20 protein-coding genes and 1 pseudogene are annotated in these 18,977 nt (G+C 42.6%); 19 read left to right on the forward strand and 2 right to left on the reverse strand.

The genetic code is table 11. The annotated features are described in order from the left end of the window. Positions 1-314: 314 nt before the first annotated feature. Both AC58QT_RS26690 and AC58QT_RS26695 read right to left on the reverse strand, forming a co-directional pair. The gene (locus tag AC58QT_RS26690) at positions 315-1,517 is read right to left on the reverse strand and encodes a macrolide family glycosyltransferase (RefSeq protein ID WP_497411663.1); all 1,203 of its coding nucleotides are present in this window, start codon (positions 1,515-1,517) and stop codon (positions 315-317) included. Positions 1,518-1,531: 14 nt separating this feature from the next. Then, positions 1,532-2,344, reverse strand: coding sequence for a helix-turn-helix domain-containing protein (locus AC58QT_RS26695; RefSeq protein WP_497411664.1), 813 nt, complete (start codon positions 2,342-2,344; stop codon positions 1,532-1,534). 193 nt (positions 2,345-2,537) lie between these two features. Here AC58QT_RS26695 and AC58QT_RS26700 point away from each other — a divergent pair, with 193 nt between their 5' ends. The 19 genes and pseudogenes from AC58QT_RS26700 (at position 2,538) to AC58QT_RS26790 (ending at position 18,924) form a co-directional block, all read left to right on the forward strand. Next, the gene (locus AC58QT_RS26700; RefSeq protein WP_497411665.1) at positions 2,538-3,749 is read left to right on the forward strand and encodes an AMP-binding protein; all 1,212 of its coding nucleotides are present in this window, start codon (positions 2,538-2,540) and stop codon (positions 3,747-3,749) included. After that, a complete protein-coding gene (locus AC58QT_RS26705) occupies positions 3,746-4,018 on the forward strand; it encodes a phosphopantetheine-binding protein (protein WP_497411666.1) in 273 nt (90 codons plus the stop codon). Before AC58QT_RS26700 ends, AC58QT_RS26705 begins: the two co-directional genes overlap by 4 nt. A gap of 3 nt (positions 4,019-4,021) precedes the next feature. Next, positions 4,022-5,050: a Gfo/Idh/MocA family protein gene (locus tag AC58QT_RS26710; protein ID WP_497411667.1), complete on the forward strand. Its 1,029-nt coding sequence runs from the start codon at positions 4,022-4,024 to the stop codon at positions 5,048-5,050. Then, positions 5,019-6,137, forward strand: a complete 1,119-nt coding sequence (locus AC58QT_RS26715; RefSeq protein ID WP_497411668.1) for a DegT/DnrJ/EryC1/StrS family aminotransferase — start codon at positions 5,019-5,021, stop codon at positions 6,135-6,137. The genes AC58QT_RS26710 and AC58QT_RS26715 overlap by 32 nt, the downstream gene beginning before the upstream one ends. A gap of 14 nt (positions 6,138-6,151) precedes the next feature. Further along, the gene (locus AC58QT_RS26720) at positions 6,152-6,424 is read left to right on the forward strand and encodes a phosphopantetheine-binding protein (RefSeq protein ID WP_497411669.1); all 273 of its coding nucleotides are present in this window, start codon (positions 6,152-6,154) and stop codon (positions 6,422-6,424) included. Continuing rightward, positions 6,421-7,347, forward strand: a pseudogene (locus tag AC58QT_RS26725) (DUF6005 family protein); the annotation flags it as partial. The gene AC58QT_RS26720 and the pseudogene AC58QT_RS26725, both read left to right, overlap by 4 nt. Continuing rightward, on the forward strand, positions 7,347-7,394 hold the full coding sequence (locus AC58QT_RS26730) for a hypothetical protein (RefSeq protein WP_497411762.1): 48 nt from the start codon (positions 7,347-7,349) through the stop codon (positions 7,392-7,394). The pseudogene AC58QT_RS26725 and the gene AC58QT_RS26730, both read left to right, overlap by 1 nt. Next, complete coding sequence (locus AC58QT_RS26735) at positions 7,391-9,214, forward strand: ABC transporter ATP-binding protein (protein ID WP_497411670.1); 1,824 nt, start codon at positions 7,391-7,393, stop codon at positions 9,212-9,214. The genes AC58QT_RS26730 and AC58QT_RS26735 overlap by 4 nt, the downstream gene beginning before the upstream one ends. 39 nt (positions 9,215-9,253) lie before the next feature. Then, positions 9,254-10,330 (forward strand): hypothetical protein, encoded by a 1,077-nt coding sequence (locus tag AC58QT_RS26740; RefSeq protein WP_497411671.1) that lies wholly within the window; start codon positions 9,254-9,256, stop codon positions 10,328-10,330. Then, positions 10,311-10,583, forward strand: coding sequence for an acyl carrier protein (locus AC58QT_RS26745; protein ID WP_497411672.1), 273 nt, complete (start codon positions 10,311-10,313; stop codon positions 10,581-10,583). Before AC58QT_RS26740 ends, AC58QT_RS26745 begins: the two co-directional genes overlap by 20 nt. Before the next feature lie 30 nt (positions 10,584-10,613). Then, on the forward strand, positions 10,614-11,954 hold the full coding sequence (locus AC58QT_RS26750; protein WP_497411673.1) for an ANL family adenylate-forming protein: 1,341 nt from the start codon (positions 10,614-10,616) through the stop codon (positions 11,952-11,954). A 23-nt stretch (positions 11,955-11,977) separates the two neighbouring features. Further along, positions 11,978-12,844 carry a sugar phosphate isomerase/epimerase family protein gene (locus AC58QT_RS26755; RefSeq protein ID WP_497411674.1) on the forward strand — a complete coding sequence of 289 codons (867 nt, stop codon included), beginning with the start codon at positions 11,978-11,980 and terminating at the stop codon, positions 12,842-12,844. A 29-nt stretch (positions 12,845-12,873) separates the two neighbouring features. Further along, positions 12,874-14,010, forward strand: coding sequence for an aminoacyl--tRNA ligase-related protein (locus AC58QT_RS26760; protein WP_497411675.1), 1,137 nt, complete (start codon positions 12,874-12,876; stop codon positions 14,008-14,010). Between the two features lie 674 nt (positions 14,011-14,684). Beyond that, positions 14,685-14,846, forward strand: coding sequence for a beta-galactosidase trimerization domain-containing protein (locus tag AC58QT_RS26765; RefSeq protein WP_497411763.1), 162 nt, complete (start codon positions 14,685-14,687; stop codon positions 14,844-14,846). A gap of 48 nt (positions 14,847-14,894) precedes the next feature. Then, positions 14,895-15,110, forward strand: coding sequence for a hypothetical protein (locus tag AC58QT_RS26770; RefSeq protein WP_497411676.1), 216 nt, complete (start codon positions 14,895-14,897; stop codon positions 15,108-15,110). 49 nt (positions 15,111-15,159) lie between these two features. Beyond that, positions 15,160-15,324, forward strand: a complete 165-nt coding sequence (locus tag AC58QT_RS26775) for a Beta-galactosidase C-terminal domain (RefSeq protein ID WP_497411764.1) — start codon at positions 15,160-15,162, stop codon at positions 15,322-15,324. A 171-nt stretch (positions 15,325-15,495) separates the two neighbouring features. After that, positions 15,496-16,464, forward strand: a complete 969-nt coding sequence (locus tag AC58QT_RS26780) for an ABC transporter permease (RefSeq protein ID WP_497411677.1) — start codon at positions 15,496-15,498, stop codon at positions 16,462-16,464. Positions 16,465-16,482: 18 nt separating this feature from the next. Then, positions 16,483-17,361: a carbohydrate ABC transporter permease gene (locus AC58QT_RS26785; protein WP_497411678.1), complete on the forward strand. Its 879-nt coding sequence runs from the start codon at positions 16,483-16,485 to the stop codon at positions 17,359-17,361. Positions 17,362-17,400: 39 nt separating this feature from the next. Then, positions 17,401-18,924 carry an extracellular solute-binding protein gene (locus tag AC58QT_RS26790; RefSeq protein ID WP_497411679.1) on the forward strand — a complete coding sequence of 508 codons (1,524 nt, stop codon included), beginning with the start codon at positions 17,401-17,403 and terminating at the stop codon, positions 18,922-18,924. Positions 18,925-18,977 lie beyond the last annotated feature (53 nt).

The raw sequence follows: 18,977 nt of genomic DNA on the forward strand, positions 1-18,977 counted from the left end.
ACTCATTCAAATCCAATATGAGAATGTTGGCGAAGCCGTTCGGGAGAGGAATACGTGTTGCCGTCCATAACGTATTCCTCCTTTATTTATTCAGTCATGCCGCTCCTTGGACGAGGATTGTCGGCGCAGCCTCTAAGCTTCACTCACCAATCATTGTTCACCTATTTCTGCCAATCTTGGTAATAAAAATACCGCCCTCTTCCCGACATAGGAATTGAGCGGCGACAGCTGATTAGACTAAATTCCGATTTAATAAGTAGTTGATCATATTTTATAAAACGTTATGACAAAAGGACAAAAAAGTGAGAGATTGGCTAGTTGGTGATTCCATGAGATTGCTTGAACGCCCGAATATATGCCATCGCTTTCTTTTGTCCGCCTGCTTCCCTCAAAGTGGCCATAATTTTTGAACTGTTCATTTTATATTGTTCTGATTGCAACAGTTCTTTCACAGTTTTCTGTAATAAATTAGCTGTCAAAGTATCTTTTTCAAGTTTCTTGCCTGCCCCCAGTTCAGCTACACGGTTTGCCACAATGGGCTGATCTGCAGCCATAGGGATGACTAGCAAGGGAACCCCATAGTATAAAGCTTCGTTGGCACTGTTCATTCCTCCATGTGAAATAAACAAATCGGCTTCTTGAAGGATTTGTAATTGTGGAACAAACGGAAGCACTGTGAAGTTATCTGGAATGTCTCCGAGATCATCCATGTTTATTCGGTTACCTACCGATAGAACGACATGAAGATCTAAGGAAGCCAGTGCTTCAAAGCAGATTTGATAGAACGCTTTCACGTCATTAAACACGGTACCCATTGAGATAAAAATCAACTTTTGCTCCTTATTTCGCACGATGCCACTGCATAGTTGTTGATCGTAGCGGTTAGTAAGAATGGGACCAACGAATTTGAAATGTGGCCCCAAGGTCTCGCTTTGCGGTTGGAAATAATCTGATGTAAACACGAGATTCAGTTTCCCCTCGTTGAAAAATATATCATTAATATCTATTTTTCGTCTGATTGGGTAGGTGTTCCAGATTTGCTTCGATAATAGTGAGAACTTTTTCATAAGCATCAGGTTATCTTTTAACCTCGTGTTATTTTTTGAGTTATCAGCTAGTAATCGTTCCGCAAATATAAATGAAGTGCAGGTTGCGATATTAGGAAGTCCAAGAAAATCCGCCGCCACATTACCGCATCCGTACATGGAATCATGGATAATATAATCGAAACAATATTGCTCAGCGAGTCTATATAAACAGGGGAGAATGATAGGGTATGAAGATAGTATTTTATTAACTAACGATAAATAGTGCTTATTGGTTTGAAAAGGATCGTCTCCATGAAGAAAGTTCTCGTAAGAGATAAATGTTGCTCCTATACGTTCGAGCTTGTCTCGAAACTCTTCACTGGAAACGTAAACAACGTGTTCACCTTCCGCTATTAATTCCTCAACAATGCCCAACGTAGGATTAACGTGACCGCTAGCTGGTCCATTCAGTAACAGTACAGTTGACATTCAAAGTCTCCTTCTCACATTGATTGCATTCTCTTGGAATGTCTGAACTTCAAGGGAGTCATGCCTGATGAGGCTTTCACCATGCTGGATAACCGGCTTGGATTTGTAATTCCGACTAATGAGCAAATTGTATTTACGTTCATTTCCGATAGCTCTAATAGCTGTAACGTACGCTGGACTCGTAAATGATTTAAGAAACGAATAGGTGATATTGAGAGTATTCTACTGAATTCCTGACAAAAGTAATTGGCATTATAGCCAATTGCATTTGCTATATTTTCCAAAGATAGCTGAGGGTTACTCATATGCTTTCTCATATATCTTGTTGCGTAGAGGATAGCCCGGGCGCCCTTTAATCCATCGGAGTGAAGCTTTTTTTGCGTGTCCTGATCAATGATATGCGCTTTAGGAAGTTTATCAAGCAGTTCACTGAGTAAAGATGTTAGAGCGCAGGAAATTCTAACCTGTCGGTGCTCGCTAGATTGGTCAACAAGGGAGGCAAGCAGGGCTAAGGAACTATGGGCATAAGTGGAAGTTGGGATGGCCACTGCATATTCCTGTATGAATACGCCATATGTAGACTCCAAAAAAGATGAATGGAATCGGAAACGGTATTGCGGAAATGAAAATTCCCGTGGCCGAATACGCACATTGGGTGCAACAATCGTTATATGAGTTACGGCTTGATCAGTTGCAACCTTTGACCAGATTAATTGAAAAAATGGACAGGGATTTTCCTCGATCATGGAATAATTAAAGTCAATAAATTGCGTAGGTAGTGTTTTTTCAAATTGAAACATCAATGTAGACTTCTCATTAATAAACATCTGAAGAACCCTCTAATTTCTGAATTATTGATGATTGTTACTTGAAATCACTATTAAGTAAAATAGTGGTAGATACACAGCATATAGTAACATACTTTAATCAATGTATCATTATTTGTTTATATCTGTTAAGAGGTGATAAAAGGTGCTCTCCATCGATAGTCGTAAATACGAAAAAGAAGAATTTAGATTCATGTTCGATCGAATGCGACAATTGGAGCCCTATCGAAAACCAGAAGGGAAACGATATGCGCTTTGCCTAAAGCACGCCTTTGAGTTGCTGAGTGCTGTTATTTATTTGCGGGAGCGCGGAGGCTCTGTGTTGTTAATGCATGCGGACACACCGTTTGAAACAGCCAGGGAAATTGCGAGGAATGGCGATTGCTCGTATCTCCTATTTGAGAACTTAGAGAGGGCTGTTGCAGTAAGACCTTCATCCATTTTCTATGAACCTTCGATTCTACAATACAGCTCGGGTACGACGGGGACTCCGGCGCTAATAGCTCGCTCCTGGAAGCTAGTCGATAACGAGATTGAACATTACAATCGCTTATTTGGCGAAACACCCTATGAGCAGCCAATTATTCTTGTTCCTGTGTCACACTCGTTTGGCCTCATAACGGGAACTCTTGCCTCATGGGCAAGAGAAATCCAGCCTACAATTGTACAGGATAAAAATCCAAAGTTTGCCCTACATGTGATAAAAACGGCCAAAGACACTATCGTCTATACGGTTCCTTTTATTTACAATGTGTTGGATGCTCTGGGGATAGGCAAATTGGGTTGCCATAAGGTGGTCATCTCAGGTTCTCCTCCATCGGAGGCGTTACTGAACCGCATGAAAGCCCAAACGGACGAGGTTTGGCAGCAGTACGGCTGTACGGAAGTTGGTTGCATCTCCGTGAGCAAGCATCCGTCCTCGCACTCAGACGTAGGTAAGCCTTTAGGCCACCTTGAGATATCGGTTCGTTCTGAAGATCACTATGCTGAAGATGGAAAGGGAGAAATTCTAGTGACCCTAAGGGGTTCGAAGACTATCGCTACCAAGGATATGGGACAAATACATCCCGAGACCGGACGTTTGCATATGTATGGAAGGCTGGATGATCTAATTAATGTTTCTGGTTTAAAGGTCATTCCATCCGAGGTTGAAGCAGTGATCGGACGGATGCCCGGCATTCGTGAGACTGTCGTTTTAAAGACGAACCATAAGATATGGGGAGAAGCTGTCAGGGCACTTGTAGTCGCAGCTTCACCGATTGAAGCGCAAGACGTTCGGGCTTGGTGTATGCAGCAGCTCCCGTCCTACAAAGTGCCAAGTGTCATTGAGCTGGTAGCTGAAATTCCGAAGATGCCCAGCGGTAAAGTAAGTCGGAAACAATTACAGGAACAGGAGAGATCATGATGGAACAGCAAAAATTGGAGATTATGAAAGAACTGAGAGTGGTAATGGAGGAAAATTTGGAGCTTGAGGGATTGCCTCAGCAATTGCATGAATCGGACAGATTATATGAGGACCTACAGATTGATTCAATTATGGTACTCCAATTGATTGTCTATATCGAAGAGGTATTTCTAGTCGCTGTGCCAGAAGTTGGCGTTGAGCCGGAGACTTTCCTTACGGTAGGTTCACTGGTGGAGTTCATTATGAGCCTTCAACAAGCTGTGGTATAAGCGATGGCAGAAACATTGAAGTTAGGTATTGTAGGCTTCGGTAGAATCGTTGAATTAACTCATCTCCCTCTGCTGAAGCAATTGCCTGAGATCGAAGTATGCGGAATCTTCGATGTCACTCCCCAACGTTTGGCGTTAGCTGCTAAACGCGGTTTTACAACCTATTCAGATCTAGAAGAGCTGCTTTCTTCTCAGATTGATGCTGTTTTGGTTGCAACTCCGCCAAACAGCCACTATCAGATTGCGGCACAAGCATTACGATTTGGCAAGCATGTGTTAATAGAAAAGCCTGTAACGCTAGATTCAACAGAGGCAGTTCAATTAAAAGTGATTGCGGATCAAGTAGGAAAACACGTTTCCGTGTTTCATAATCGACGATTTGACTGCGATTATTTACTAGCTAAGCAAATGATCGCTGGGGGTACTTTAGGGGAGATTCTATTCGTGGAACGGCGGTATCACACGTTCGGATCTGGTGCCGCTTTCGGAGTGAAGTCCTTCCATCAGGAATGGCGGAATGAGAAAGCTTATGGGGGAGGCGCTTTACTTGACTGGGGTGTACATCTCATTGACCAATTGTTGAACTTGGGTTTGGGTGCGTGTGTAGGAATTCAGGCGAGTATGAACAATTTGCGCTGGCAGCAGGGCGAAGTAGATGATTATGTTCATGCTACAATAAGCACTGACCAGCAAGTAATTATGTCAATGGACATTAATTTTGCCTCCAATGTACCTTCACCGCTTTGGATTATTGGTGGAAATCAGGCAACTCTACAAATTATGTCAGATCATGAGGCTCTGCTATACGAGAAAGGCAAGTCGATCCGTGTGGTGCAGTTGGAAGAGCAGGGGAAGTCGAGTGTTCTTCCGATTTATAATTCTTTTGCAGATTGTATTCTGAATGGCGGCAAGTTAGCCGTCACGCTCGAGGAAGCAATTGAGACGATGACGGTATTAGATAAAATCCGCGCTAGTGCGCTACAAAGTAGGGTGTCATTAAATGGGAATTTTATTCTCAGCTCCACAGTTTGAATTTAATATTATTCGCGAGGAATGGCTTCAGTCGGTAGCACAAATTGCGCAAAACGGTATGTTTGTCGGTGGACCTAACATTTCTAAATTTGAGTCCTCTTTTGCTGAATATTCTGGCGTAAATGGGGCGGTTGGCGTCGGTAATGGGACGGATGCTCTGTTCTTGGCGTTGAAGGCATTAGGGATTGGACCTGGAGATGAGGTCATAACGGTAGCAAACACGTTCGTTGCTACTGTTGGTGCGATCCATCAGACTGGAGCAATTCCAGTACTTGTCGATTGCGATGAAACCTATCTGATCGACTTTGAGCAAGTGAAAGCCAGCGTAACTTCTCGGACAAAGGCAGTTATACCTGTTCACCTCTACGGACAAATGGTTGATCTTCGAGAATGGCTGCCGTGGGCAGCGGAGAACGGTATTTATTTGATTGAAGATTGCGCGCAGGCTGCCGGGGCAAGCTTGGATGGCAAAGCAGCCGGAAGTTGGGGAATTATGGGGTGCTTTAGCTTTTATCCCGATAAAAATTTGGGTGCTTTAGGTGATGGCGGTATGATTATTTCTTCCTCAACCGAACTCCTAACGAAGTTGCGCAAATTAAGAAATCATGGCGGGGAAGTTCGCTATCAGCATGATATCCCTGGCTTTAACAGCCGTTTGGATTCGTTCCAAGCAAGCGCTTTACAACTGAAGCTGCCTTATCTAAATGAATGGTCTGGTAAGCGGCGTGCAATTGCTGGTTGGTATGAAACATATTTGCAAAATATCCCTAATGTTGTTCTTCCACAAGGTTTACGCGATAACCGCCATGTATATCACCTTTACGTGATTCGAGTAGCAAACGGACAACGGGAGGTATTGAAGAAGCATTTGCAGAAAAAAGGTATTTTAACAGCCGTACAGTATCCGACCCCCGTTCATCTTACGCCGGCTTATTCATATCTTGCGAATGCAGACGGGAAGTATCCACATGCCGAAGCCTATGCTAGTGAGATTTTATCTTTACCTGTACATATTGCACTAACTGAAGAAGAAGTGGCGATGATTGCGAACGAAATTAAGTCGTTTTTTTCGATAATTAAACAATAAGGAGGCGCGTCTGTTTGATAGAGCTTACACGAGAGCAGAAAATTATGTTGTTTTTGCGCAAGACGATTGCAAACTTAACTGAAAATCCAATTTTGGAGCAGCAGCTTTCTGATGAACAGCTCATTCAGGAAGTAGGAATGGACTCCGTTCGAATTATCAATCTGATTGTTCAAATTGAACTGAATTATGAAATTATTTTTGATGACGAGGAATTATTAACGGAGAATTTCGCGACGCTGAAAGTAATCAGCGAACAAATGCAACAAAAGTTGAGTGTTAGTTTGTGAAAAGGATTGGGCAAGTCCATTGTCTGTTGGATTGCTATGCCTCGATTCTTGAAGAGGATGGCCGATTTGATTTCCGACCAATTTACATTGGCGTCTGGGACGCTTTTTTTGAGTCGAATGATAAAGGTATTTTCTATTCAAGTGATTCGGTGGATCCCATGAATTGGAACAGCAAGTTTGTAATGCTTTACGGTAACTCCTGTAAGCGATGGTATGATGCAAATACCAGCAAACATAAAAATTTCTCCGCGTTACTGAATCTATTGCAAGGTAATAATACGGGGAAATATATAATTATTCTGGTCGACACATTCTACCTGCCTTACGCATCCCAGCATAGATCCAAGCATGCACCACATTATGTAATAGTTAAGCAACGTCAGGAAATGGAAGTAATTATTAAAGATCCTTATTTCGGTTGGGAAGGTTTTATTTCAATACAGGAGTTGTGGGAGGCATTTGCTTTCAACGAATTTGGCGAAGGATTGATTATCGACACCGTTGATCTGCAGGAACCGGATAAACATACGATTATTAAAATGTTTGAAACAGAACTATGTTTATGTCAGGGCAAGCTATTGGTTGAAGTAGAGCAATTTGTTCGTACATCGGTCAAGCGGAATAGTGGTAATGCGCCTAAGACTCTGTTTGCTTCCATTCAGGAAGCGGGGGTTATTGCCAAACGATATGGCGGTTATCACTATGCTTTGCAATACGTATGCGAGGGAGCGGAAATCGAAGATAGCACGATGACTTCTGGGATTGTGGAACTGATAAAGGGATGGGAAAATCTTATGCTGACGTTAGCACGGTATCAAATTTTGAATAAGCCTGTTGATTTGAATATATGTAGTTCGAAGTTTGAGGCACTTCATAAGTTAGAACTAACAGTGCGAAAAGAGTTACTTCAAGCATTTATGAACTGGCGAAGCAAGTTACTACGGCGGTAGGCAAGGAGCTGCACCTATGAATTGCGTCAAGATGTACTTTCGATTAATTCGATATATCAACCCAAGGTGGCGTTTAACGAGTGTAGCCGTTATGTTGACTGTGCTGGTCTTGCTCTTAGAATTGCTGCAACCGTATCTTATATCCCGTTTCATCGATCAAGTACTCATCGGCAAACAAGTCGATTTGCTATTACCCTTACTTAGTTCATCCCTTGCGATATCTGTTGTCAATGCTTCTTTATCAGTGATCGGATTCAGTATATTTCGATTTTTGGAGGCAAGGAACACCCTTGATTTACGAAGCACAGTGTTACGGCATATTCGCCAAATTCCTTTAACGGAAATTGAAAAAAACGGTGTAGGGAAGTACATGGCACTGATGGGGATGGATACCTCTACTACGTCCAAATTCATTAATGTCCTTGCCGTGGATTTAATCAGGCAATGGCTGCAAATGCTGGTGTCGCTCGTGATTATTTTTATGATGGACTGGCGATTGGGTCTTGTTGCCCTGTGCAGCATCCCAGTTGTTATGGGAGTTCCTCGTTTATACCGCCGACCAATCAGAGACGCTGTTAATAAACTACGTACCCATAATGAGGAAATAGGCACTCATTTATACGAAAGCATTCAAGGCTCTCGTGAAATAAGGACTTACGGGTTGGAAGAATGGGAAGAAAAGCGCAATGAATCCTTGTATAAGAATCTCGTTAAGGTGAGTATCCGGGAAGGACTTTTCCGACAGCTCTCCGGACGAAGCGGCTCCTTGGTGATTGCAACAACAGTCGTTCTTCTTTATGGATTTGGCAGCGGTCAAGTAATAGCTGGCGTATTTACGGTTGGTATGATGGTAGCAGCAGTTCAGTACATTCAAGCTGTTTTGAATCCCATTCAGAACATGAACTATCTGATCAGCGACTTGCTCGGAAGCGAGGCGGCAATGTCTCGGATCGAGGATTTTCTCCAAACCCCTACGGAGGCTCAGATCAGTTTCCATGACAGCAATGATATAGTGAATCAGGTTAGTGATTCTGCTTCTGAAAAGGTTAAAGAATCAGAAGGTGTAAAGAAAAGCACTTATGCCAACGGAAGGCAACCCTTTGTTTCGTGTCAGAGCTTGTATGTTTCCTATGAAGGGGCTTCCATACTTAAGGGGGTTACAATAGAGGTAGCAAAGGGTCAGGTTGCTGCCTTTGTTGGGCGAAGCGGCTCAGGGAAATCAACTTTGTTTAAAACGTTACAGGGTTTTATGTCTGTTGACGCTGGAGAAATCCGTATTGGTCACAGTACGCTAGCAGGATTATCGCGCCAAGCGATATCTCGTCAAGTCAGCTTTGTGTCACAGGAATCCTTTTTATTCAAAGGTACGCTGTTTGAAAATGTGGCATTGGGTAAGCTTGACGCGACGGAGGAAGAGGTATATGAAGCTTTGAATGAAGTAGACATGAAATCATTCGTAGATAATTTGCCTGATGGTCTTTATACAAAGATGGATAATCAAGGTTTTCAGTTGTCCGGTGGGCAGAGGCAACGAGTTGCTATTGCTAGGGCAATTATTAAGAGACCTGACATTCTAATTCTCGATGAACCAACGTCGGCGCTTGATCGAAACACGGAAGAACAAGTGTTGTCTACGATATATCGAATCATGAAGAATAAAACGGTGTTGATCTCTACGCATAAGCTGGAAACAATTGTTTCAGCTGATATTATTTATATTATGGAGCAGGGGGCTGTCATCGATTTCGGTACACATGACGAGTTAATGACCCGCTGCAGCATCTATATAGAGATGGTGAAGCATCAGGAATTGCTTCAGCAGCTTGTTCAGGTAAGTTAACTGAATTCATTAAGGAGAGTTTTGAAAGGAGGATGAGCAATGGCGCAGCAAGTTATGGAAGTAAAGAGCGAGCATAATATTAACTTGGCATTTATGGAATGCTTCACCTCCTGCGTTCTGACGTATCTGAATATTCGAGGAAAAGATTATAGGAAGCTATTGTTGGATTATTGGAATTTAAGCTATCAATTTAAAACGCTCCTATCAGGGAAGGAAGCCCGGCAGTTGTCGCTGGATTACTTCTACGGGGTAAAGATGACGTTCATCAAAGGCGATGAGGATATGCTAAGGCAACATATTCGCAGCGGGCACAGCGCAATTTGCTTATGCCAAGCGTCCAAGCTTGAGTTCTTCCCGCGCGCCTATTTGGGCATGGAAGAGAGTGGTTTCCAGCATTCCATCCTTCTCTACGGTTGGGATGAACAACAGGAGTGTTATCATGTAACAGACCCTGTCGTCAATGCTGTAGTTACCTTACGTCCTGATGAAATCGCCAATGCGGGCGCTATACGTCAAGAAAGCAAAGAGATTCATTACTTCATATTGGAAGAGCCTGCGTCTCCCTTCTCGGAGCCTACTTTGGAGTCATGTTTGTCTTATTGCACTGATCGAAATTTGACGCTGTATCAAAATCAACGAATGAATAAATCGAAGCCGCTTGTTCCCAAAGACAACTCCGATGAACAAAAGGTGCTAGCTTGGCAGCATTGGTTTAATAACCGACATGGCGGTATTCGTGCATTAGAGCACTTCGAAGAGGATTTATTGCGATCCCCAGAATGGACCGTTCGTCGAAGGAACGATTGGATTGGGATCAATTCGAAGACGATTTTCTCGATTCGACGCCTTCGTACTCAAGTATGGAACGCATACTGTGAATTGGCCTTCTTAGAAGAAGTTCACCTGGAGGAAGGACAACGACAAATCGAAACTATTCTGGCCGCATGGCATGCGGTTAGTTTTATGTTGCTGAAATACAAGAGCGGTCAAGATAGCCAGTTTGCGATACCTTCAATACTGCAACGCATTCAAGAGATTAAACGCGTAGAGATGTTATTTTTGGAATGGCTACACTTGGTTGTAAGGAGGGAAGTCGATGAGCCTCAGCTTCGATGAACGATTGAAAGAAATCCTTATTCGGAATACGCGGAAACCCCAAGTTGCAGAAGAGCTAACATTTGAGACCGATCTTCTGAATGATCTGGCGCTGGATTCTCTTCTTATTGTCAATCTCTTTGCCGATTTGGAAGTAGAGTTTAACATAACAATTCATGCTCATGAAATAACAACGCCAATTCTAAGTAAGTACGGGCTGCTTCAAGAATATGTGCGCAATCAAATGGCTGAAAAAACAGTACAACATAATTGATATAACCAGTTGAAGGAGGATTGCATATCGTTGGCAATTGAATGGTTAATTGAAAAAATGTCCAAATTTGCTGAACAAGAAGCTATGGTTTTCCAGAATGGCTCCGTAACCTTTAACAGATTACTGGATGAATATCATAACTGGGTCAGCATTATAAAGGACTACCAGATCAATCATGGAGAGGTAGTTTTGTTAGAGGGAGATTATTCTCCGGCTGTCTGTGGCGCGATCTTGGCATTAATTGCGAATGGTAATGTGATTGTTCCTGTATCCGCGATCGTACGTCACAGACTTCAGGGGTTAGATGATATAGCTCAGGTAAATAGGTTGATTCAATTCGAGGGAGACGGCTACGAGATTATAACTCATGAGCGTAGTGCAACTTCAGGACTTCTAGAGCAGTTTCTCTTAAAAGGGCAAGCGGGTTTGATCTTATTTACATCGGGAACCACCGGTGTACCTAAGGCAATTCTTCATGATATCACGCAATTACTTGAGCGTTATAAAATGCCAAGGGATACCTTACGTACAATGTCGTTCTTGCTTTTTGACCATATTGGAGGTATCAACACATTGTTTCATACCCTAGCTAATGGAGGGACCATCATTGTACCGCCTAGTCGGTCTCCCATGGTTATCTGCGAATTAATCGAGAAGTATCAAGTAGAGTTATTGCCTACCTCGCCAAGTTTTCTAAACATGCTGTTGATGACGGAGACACATAAGCAATTTGATATGACTTCACTTCAAATTATTACGTATGGCACGGAAGTGATGCCAGACTATACACTGCGGCAATTATATAGTACGTTCCCCAATGTACAGCTGAGACAAACATATGGCTTATCGGAACTCGGCATTATGCGGGTCAAGTCTAAGGATTCCGCCTCACCGTGGTTGAAAATCGGAGGAGAAGGGATAGAGACGAAGATCATGAATGACGTCTTATATATCAGATCGAAGACGGCGATGGTTGGATATCTGAATGCACCTAATCCATTTGATGAAGAGGGTTGGTTTAATACACAGGATCAAGTACTCGTTGATGGGGAATTTGTAAGGATCTTCGGTCGAAGTTCTGAAATAATTAATGTTGGCGGAAGAAAAGTATATCCTGTTGAGGTGGAAGAAGTCTTACTAGATATGCAGGAAATACAGGATGTTACAGTTAAAGGAGAGCCTAATTCTTTGTTAGGTTATGTGGTTACTGCAATCGTCAATACCAATCATATAATCGATGCTAAAGAGCTAAAACAGAGAGTAAGAATCTTCTGCCAGGGTAAGCTGGAAGATTATCAAGTTCCAGTGAAGATATATATTCAAGATAAGGCACTTTTTTCAGAACGCTTTAAAAAATTGCGCAAGGCATGATGATCTAATTGGAGGTGGATAGTTTGAATTATTCAATATGTTCCATTTCTTTTCGCCATGAGCTCATTTCCTTCGATGATTTGGTTCGTTTTTCTAGTGAGAATGGCTTCGCTGGGATTGAATTATGGGGAATCCATGCGCGACAACTCTTGCGTAATCAAGCAGCAAATGGGGTATCTTACATGCTTGATAAGATGGAGGAAGCGGACGTTTGTATCCCTATGATTAGCGATTACATCGATTTATGTGTTGACGATGAGCATGTATCTAATATGTTAGATCGAGGTCGCTCTCTTTTTTCACTTGCTCAGATTTTTCGTACTAATAAGATTCGCATTTTTGCCGGGAATCAGCCGAGTGTTCTAGCTAGTCCAAGAGCTTGGGATCAATGTGTAACATCGCTTCAGGTACTTGCAAGAGTTGCTTCAGAAAGTGGCATATATCTCGTAATCGAGACACATCCGAACACCTTTGCGGATACATTGTCATCAACAATTCGTCTATTGCATGAGGTAAATCATTCTCATATTCGCATTAATCTTGATTTTTTGCATATATGGGAGTTGGGAAGTCATCCTTTGGATGCCTATAGGGATTTAAAGGCATGGACGGTCAACTATCATCTGAAAAACATTACTGATCGACATCATCTATCCGTGTTCGCACCAGAAAATGTGTATTCGCCTAGCGGGGATCGAAGTGGCATGACAACGCTCTCCGATGGTGAAGTTGATTACACGTCGATTATTGAGCAATTGGTTCGTGATAACAGCACATATATGGCAACGATTGAATGGTTTGGAGAGCAACCGTTTCTATACCTAGCCAAAGAGCTTGCTTGGCTAAAAAAGCATGAACTAAAGCGAGAGGTTTTCGTTCAAACCAATTAAAATTCACAAGATTGAAAGGAGTACGTGTGATGATTAAAGCGTATCCAACGAAACACATGCTAAACGAAAAGCAATCACATTCGCTGCTTTCGAAATTAATGTATAGTATTGAGGGGATCTCCGATTGCTACCTTGACTCAAAGACACAAGAGATTGTTGTAGATGTACAGGCGAATACTGAGTTGGAAACGATCGAGGAAACGATTGCGCACTTAATAGAGAAGGAACAGCTAAACCGGATCATCGGCAGCCGCACGTACATTCAAAGTGAAGAAAAAGTGTTTCCATTGGTTGAGGAGAAGCAGCCGATTGAAGAATTGTTCACAACTGATGGAGCGGTGCGAAGAGGTCTTGCAGTTACGTTGTTTGAACAAGTCGATCGCCTGCTTCAAAAGTTATGCCTTCATCATAACGCTCAGTTACGCAGCTATCCGTCTATGATTCCGCTTACAACACTGCAAAAGTGTCGTTATATTCCCAGCTTTCCTCAAAATATTCACTTGGTGTCAGAGTTTCCGCATCGCTTACAAGACCTGAACAAGGTTCGAGAGACAGATTCTTTAGAGGAGCTTTCAAGACTTAGTGCATATGCGCTTTCACCTGCTGTATGCTTCCATTGCTATGCGGAACTTTCAGAAAAGCGGCTATCCAATCCATTGCTGTTGACAGCCCGCGGAAACTGTTATAGGCATGAGGCTTCGTGGAGAGTAGGGAAGCACCGTATGAATGAATTTAGCATGAGAGAGATTGTCATGTTCGGGGATTCCATATTTATTGAGATGAAACGTAAACAACTTATGGAGGAAGTATGGACGCTATTCGAAGCACTGGGCATGCGTGGACGAATTGAGACCGCAAGCGATCCATTCTATTTCTCCGAGGAATCGGCCAAAGGTCAGATTCAACTTATGGGGAATATGAAATATGAGTTAATTGTAGAAGTGGGCGAAAGTAATAGTTCGTTTTCTATCGCTTCATTTAATAATATGGAGGATTCGCTTTGTAAGCCATTTGAAGTGATGGATGATTCCTACAAGCCATTGCATTCGGGGTGTATCGCCTTCGGGATAGACCGTTGGGTATTCGCACTACTCAGCTGTTATGGTGGGGATTATGCGAAGTGGCCGGCTTCTGTGAAGCAAGTTTTGGAAGTGACACCAAAATAAAATAGTATGGAATAATAACACCAGTAGCAACAGAGATAATCTGTTTCTTCTGGTGTTATTTTTGATAATTTAGGTTGTCATATATAGTATCCGAAAAGTAAACGTAGAAATCTCCTATGTTCTTATGTATTTTAAGCACTAATAATGCTTTTATTACGGTGAATTTACTATGACGCGAACGGCAACTTAAGCAAATCAATTGGTAGAAAAGGACAAAGCCAGACGTACGGAAACAATGCAAGTAATTGTTTAGTTAACGACACTACCGCAAAGTGAAACGATCTCTTACAACTATAATTCAGCGGGAAGAAGACTGACTTCTAATAATTGAGGAATTTATTTTCGAGTATTTCTAAAAATAGATTCTCCAGAAACTCCTCATATATCTTATAGAGGTTCTAGTATAGTATTTAAATGTACTATTGATTTTTATAATTCGATACTAAATTGATCCATATAGAGTGATTATTAATTGTGTATGTTAATTGCAACTTCTCTTCAAATTTTACGTCCGTAAATATTGTTTCTTGTCTAATTGAGCTCGAGCGCCAAGAGGAGCTTGTTTGTTTTCTGGAAGTTCTAATGAAAAGTATTGTCTTGATCTACCGAGATAACGCGTCACGTTATAAAATCGGTAGTTACCGTGGGCATAGGCAGAGTGATAAAAAATAGATATTGGGAACTTTGCTGATTACGAGCTGATAGTCGCTTCTAATCGAATGACGGCTAAAGGCGAAACGGTCCAAGCGCTATACCGCTACTTGGAAGAGGGCAGTTGCTTAATCATGGGGTTCCGCTCAGGTGCGAAGGAAATGAGCAACCAGTTTACACAATAGCTTTTACCAGGGCATTTCGAGATCTACTTGGTATCAGCATTGAGAATTATGGAATTATTGAAGCTAGTGGGCAGATCGGCATGCGGGATGGGAAAAGCGGAGAAGTGGATTGACGTCATTGACGTTCTGGAGCTAGAGCCGGCTGCGCAGCCAATGGCGGTATACACGGATGATTATTATCGTGATACCCCAGCAGTACTAGAAAAATATACGGTAAGGGCAGTGCCATCTAACTCGGAACGGCTCCTGATTAGGAAGGATTAATGGATCAGCTAGCCAGCGAACTACAGGTGTAGAGGCTGTAATTCGACAAATAGAAGGACATGGAGAGCACGAGCTACTCTTTGTAATCAATCACTTGTTTACAGCGGTAACGATTACACTAAAGAATACATACCGGGATGCATGGACGAATGAACAGGTTAGTGGAACCATTGAATTAGCGGCACAAGATGTGCGTGTTCTGCTTCACGCCTAGAAGGATAGAGAGCGCTGATGGGGACCTTCGAGAGTTATGCAATCCCCACCTAACATGAAGAGCAGACGATTTCTATGCTTTTCGGTGGATGCCCTCATTTTCCAAAGAAAACGCTTCATTTATAATAATAGTATAAAGAAAAAATTCATCGTAGACGAGGAGGTGAACAACATGCACTCAGTATTTTCGGACAGTAAAGGAGTAGTAGCTCAAACCAAAACGAATCCTAAGGCCAAGGGTGCAGGCTATCGATACTTGAAACGGTATTGGCCCCTATACCTCATGTTGCTTCCAGGAGCCCTTTACTTTTTAGTCTTTAAGTATGTACCTCTCTTGGGAAGTATAATTGCATTTCAGGATTATAACATATATGGCGGCTTCTTTAAAAGTGAGTGGGTTGGCTTCAAATGGTTTCAGCAGTTTTTTGAGTTTGTCAATTTCCGACGATTGTTATGGAACACCATTGCAATCAGCTTTTATCAATTGATATTTGCCTTTCCGGCACCTATAATCATTGCCATTCTATTGAATGAGATTGCCAGGATGGCGATACGTCGTACGATTCAAACCATCGTATACTTACCGCACTTTCTGTCGTGGGTCATTATTGCCGGCTTCGGCTACATGCTTCTGTCTCCACAGATCGGGCTTATCAATCATATTATAAAAGCTTTTGGCTATGAACCCATTGCCTTTCTACAAGAGTCCGGCTGGTTCCGCTTCATCGTCGTTGGATCGGGCATATGGAAGGAAATGGGCTGGAGTGCCATCGTATTCCTAGCTGCAATAGCGGGGATTAGCCCCGCGCTTTATGAAGCAGCACGTATGGACGGCGCAGGCCGATGGAAGCAACTCCTGCACATCACGCTGCCGGGTATGTTACCGACGATCATGCTTCTATTGCTACTAAAAATAGGACACATTCTAGATCTCGGCTTTGAGCAAATTTATGTCTTCCTTAATCCGATAACTTACAGTGTTGGGGATGTCATCGATACGTATGCCTATCGCGAAGGGATCCTTAAGACCAAGTATAGCTTTACAACAGCAATCGGCTTGTTCAAATCGGTCGTGGGCTTCGGATTACTGATCATTGCCAATCGGATTAGCCGAAGTACGACGGGAGAGCGGCTATTTTAGCAGAGGAGGTCCCATACGATGCGTTACCGTTCAACTATCGGAGAACGAGTATTTGATACACTAAACTATACCGTTTTACTGTTGGCTTGTGCTGCCGTTGTGCTGCCTTTCCTATATATGATAGCCAGCTCCTTCAGTTCACCAGAGGCTATTATACAGGGTGAAGTCACACTCTGGCCAATCGGCTTTAATACAAACAATTATAAAATTGTCTTTGAGAACTCCGTATTCTGGCGATCATTCGGCATTACAGTCTTCGTTGTCATCGTCGGCACAGCCCTTAATATGTTCTTGACGTTAATAACCGCATATCCATTATCCAAGCAGGGATTAAAGGGTAGAAATTTGATCCTAATGCTGATCGTCTTCACCATGATTTTCCAAGCACCGATGATTCCTACCTATTTAGTCGTGAAAAGCTTGCACCTATTAAACAGCGTATGGGCACTAATCATTCCGGGTGCACTCGCCGCATTTAATATGTTGATCTGCCTGACCTTCTTCCGATCCCTACCCGAGGAACTGTTCGAATCCGCTCGCATTGATGGCATGAAGGAATTCTCTATCCTTTGGAAAATCGCTGTTCCGTTATCAAAGCCGATATTGGTGACACTGATTCTATTCTACGCGGTTGGCCACTGGAACAATTATTACTCCGCCTTGCTGTATATCAATAAATACGAGCTTAGGCCGCTGCAGCTGTATTTGTATTATTTGATATCACAGTTCAATATGAGTGAGGAGCTCGCTTCTGCTGTTGAGTCGAAAGTCACCCTCTCCCCACAAGGTCTGCAAATGGCAACTACACTCGTAGCTACTGTACCTATACTTCTAGTTTATCCATTTATTCAAAAGCACTTCATCAAGGGTGCGCTTATTGGCTCGATCAAAGAGTAACTAATCTTTGATATATATTAAATGGGAAGAAGGGTTTATATGAAAAAAGGGATCAAGCAAACCGCATTACTTTTAGCTTCGAGTTCACTGCTTGTCGCAGGCTGTGGAAATGGTGACCCAAGTCCAAGTACAGGCGCATCTGCAAGTACATCCGTATCTACTTCTCCAACACCAACGGTACCTGCGAAAATTCGCATGTTCGTTTCCGACAACCAGGAAGCACCACTTGCAGAAAATGATCCTAATCTTCTTTACCTAGAAAAGAAAACAAACACCGATTTGAGCTTAGTCTCTTTGCCACAAGCACAGTACGCTGAACAGCTTACGATTAAGTTTGCCTCTGGCGATTTTCCTGATGTATACCAATCCTATTCTGGACCTGACGCTGATTTGGTCGCTTCTGGGAAAGTACTGGAGCTAAACGATTTAATTGATAAATACGGACCGAATCTTAAGAAATATATTCCAAAAGCCTCATGGGATGCGGTATCGGTTAATGGTAAAATTTTGGCTATTCCTCAACCTTCTGCTTTTTCGGGTTCCGTGACGTATGTGCGTAAAGACTGGCTCGATAAGTTGGGATTACAAATCCCAAAAACCTCGGATGAATTGATGACAGTTCTAAAAGCTTTCCGGGATAAAGACCCGAATGGTAATGGGAAGAAGGATGAGATCCCGTACTCCATGCGTGAGAAATTAACCTGGGGCGAGAATTTGTTCGGCATGTTTGGTGTAAACAACCAGTGGACGGAAGTGCTCTACAATAATGATGTCATCCTCCAGAACATTCATCCGAATATGAAGCCGGCTCTCTCTTTTATGAAAACGATGGTCGATGAAAAAGTGATGGATTCCGAGTTTTTGTTGAACTCCAGAGCAGTGTGGGAGCAGAAAATTAAATCCGGTCTCGTAGGTATGTGGAGCCATACAGCTGGACTAGCTTGGACGTGGCAGGCGGACCTCGATAAGTCGCTCCCTAATGAGAAGCCGAATGTCGTAGTGGTTCCTACTCCGCGCGGTACAGGGTATGCAGGTCCACTCGGAGCGCGCTGGAACCCAGTTGGCAAAACCTATATCGTCATGAAAAATACGAAAAATCCGGAAGCGATTATTAAATATTTCGATTGGCTTATAAGTGAAGAAGGGCAATTATTTACAGATTTGGGTCAAGAAGGTGATACTTATAAGAAGGACGGCGGTAAAATCGTTGTAGATGCTGCGAAAATCGATAAGTTTAAAGCGTTCAATTATGTCTTCAAGATTCATGATGTCAATGAAACGGTCGAAGAAGCCAAACTGAATAATCCCGTAGCCTATAGCAAAATGAAGGCAGCGCGTGATGTAGTCTCCAAGGAAGGCTTCCCTACTGAAACTGTTGGTATGCCAGCTGCGAAGGATAGCTACAACATTACCACGATGTTCAACGAAGCAGCTAGCAAAATTTTACTAGGCAAGGAGCCTATTGACTCTTTCGACGAATTCGTCAAAACTTGGCGCAAGCAAGGTGGAGACCTGATGGTCAAGGATCGTACGGACTGGTACAATAAAAACAGGAAAAAATAATTTTAGAATTAGAAAGTATAACCTCGCCCAAGTCTAGTACTGGGCGAGGATTA

It is taken from the genome of Paenibacillus sp. J31R109, from assembly GCF_059692055.1.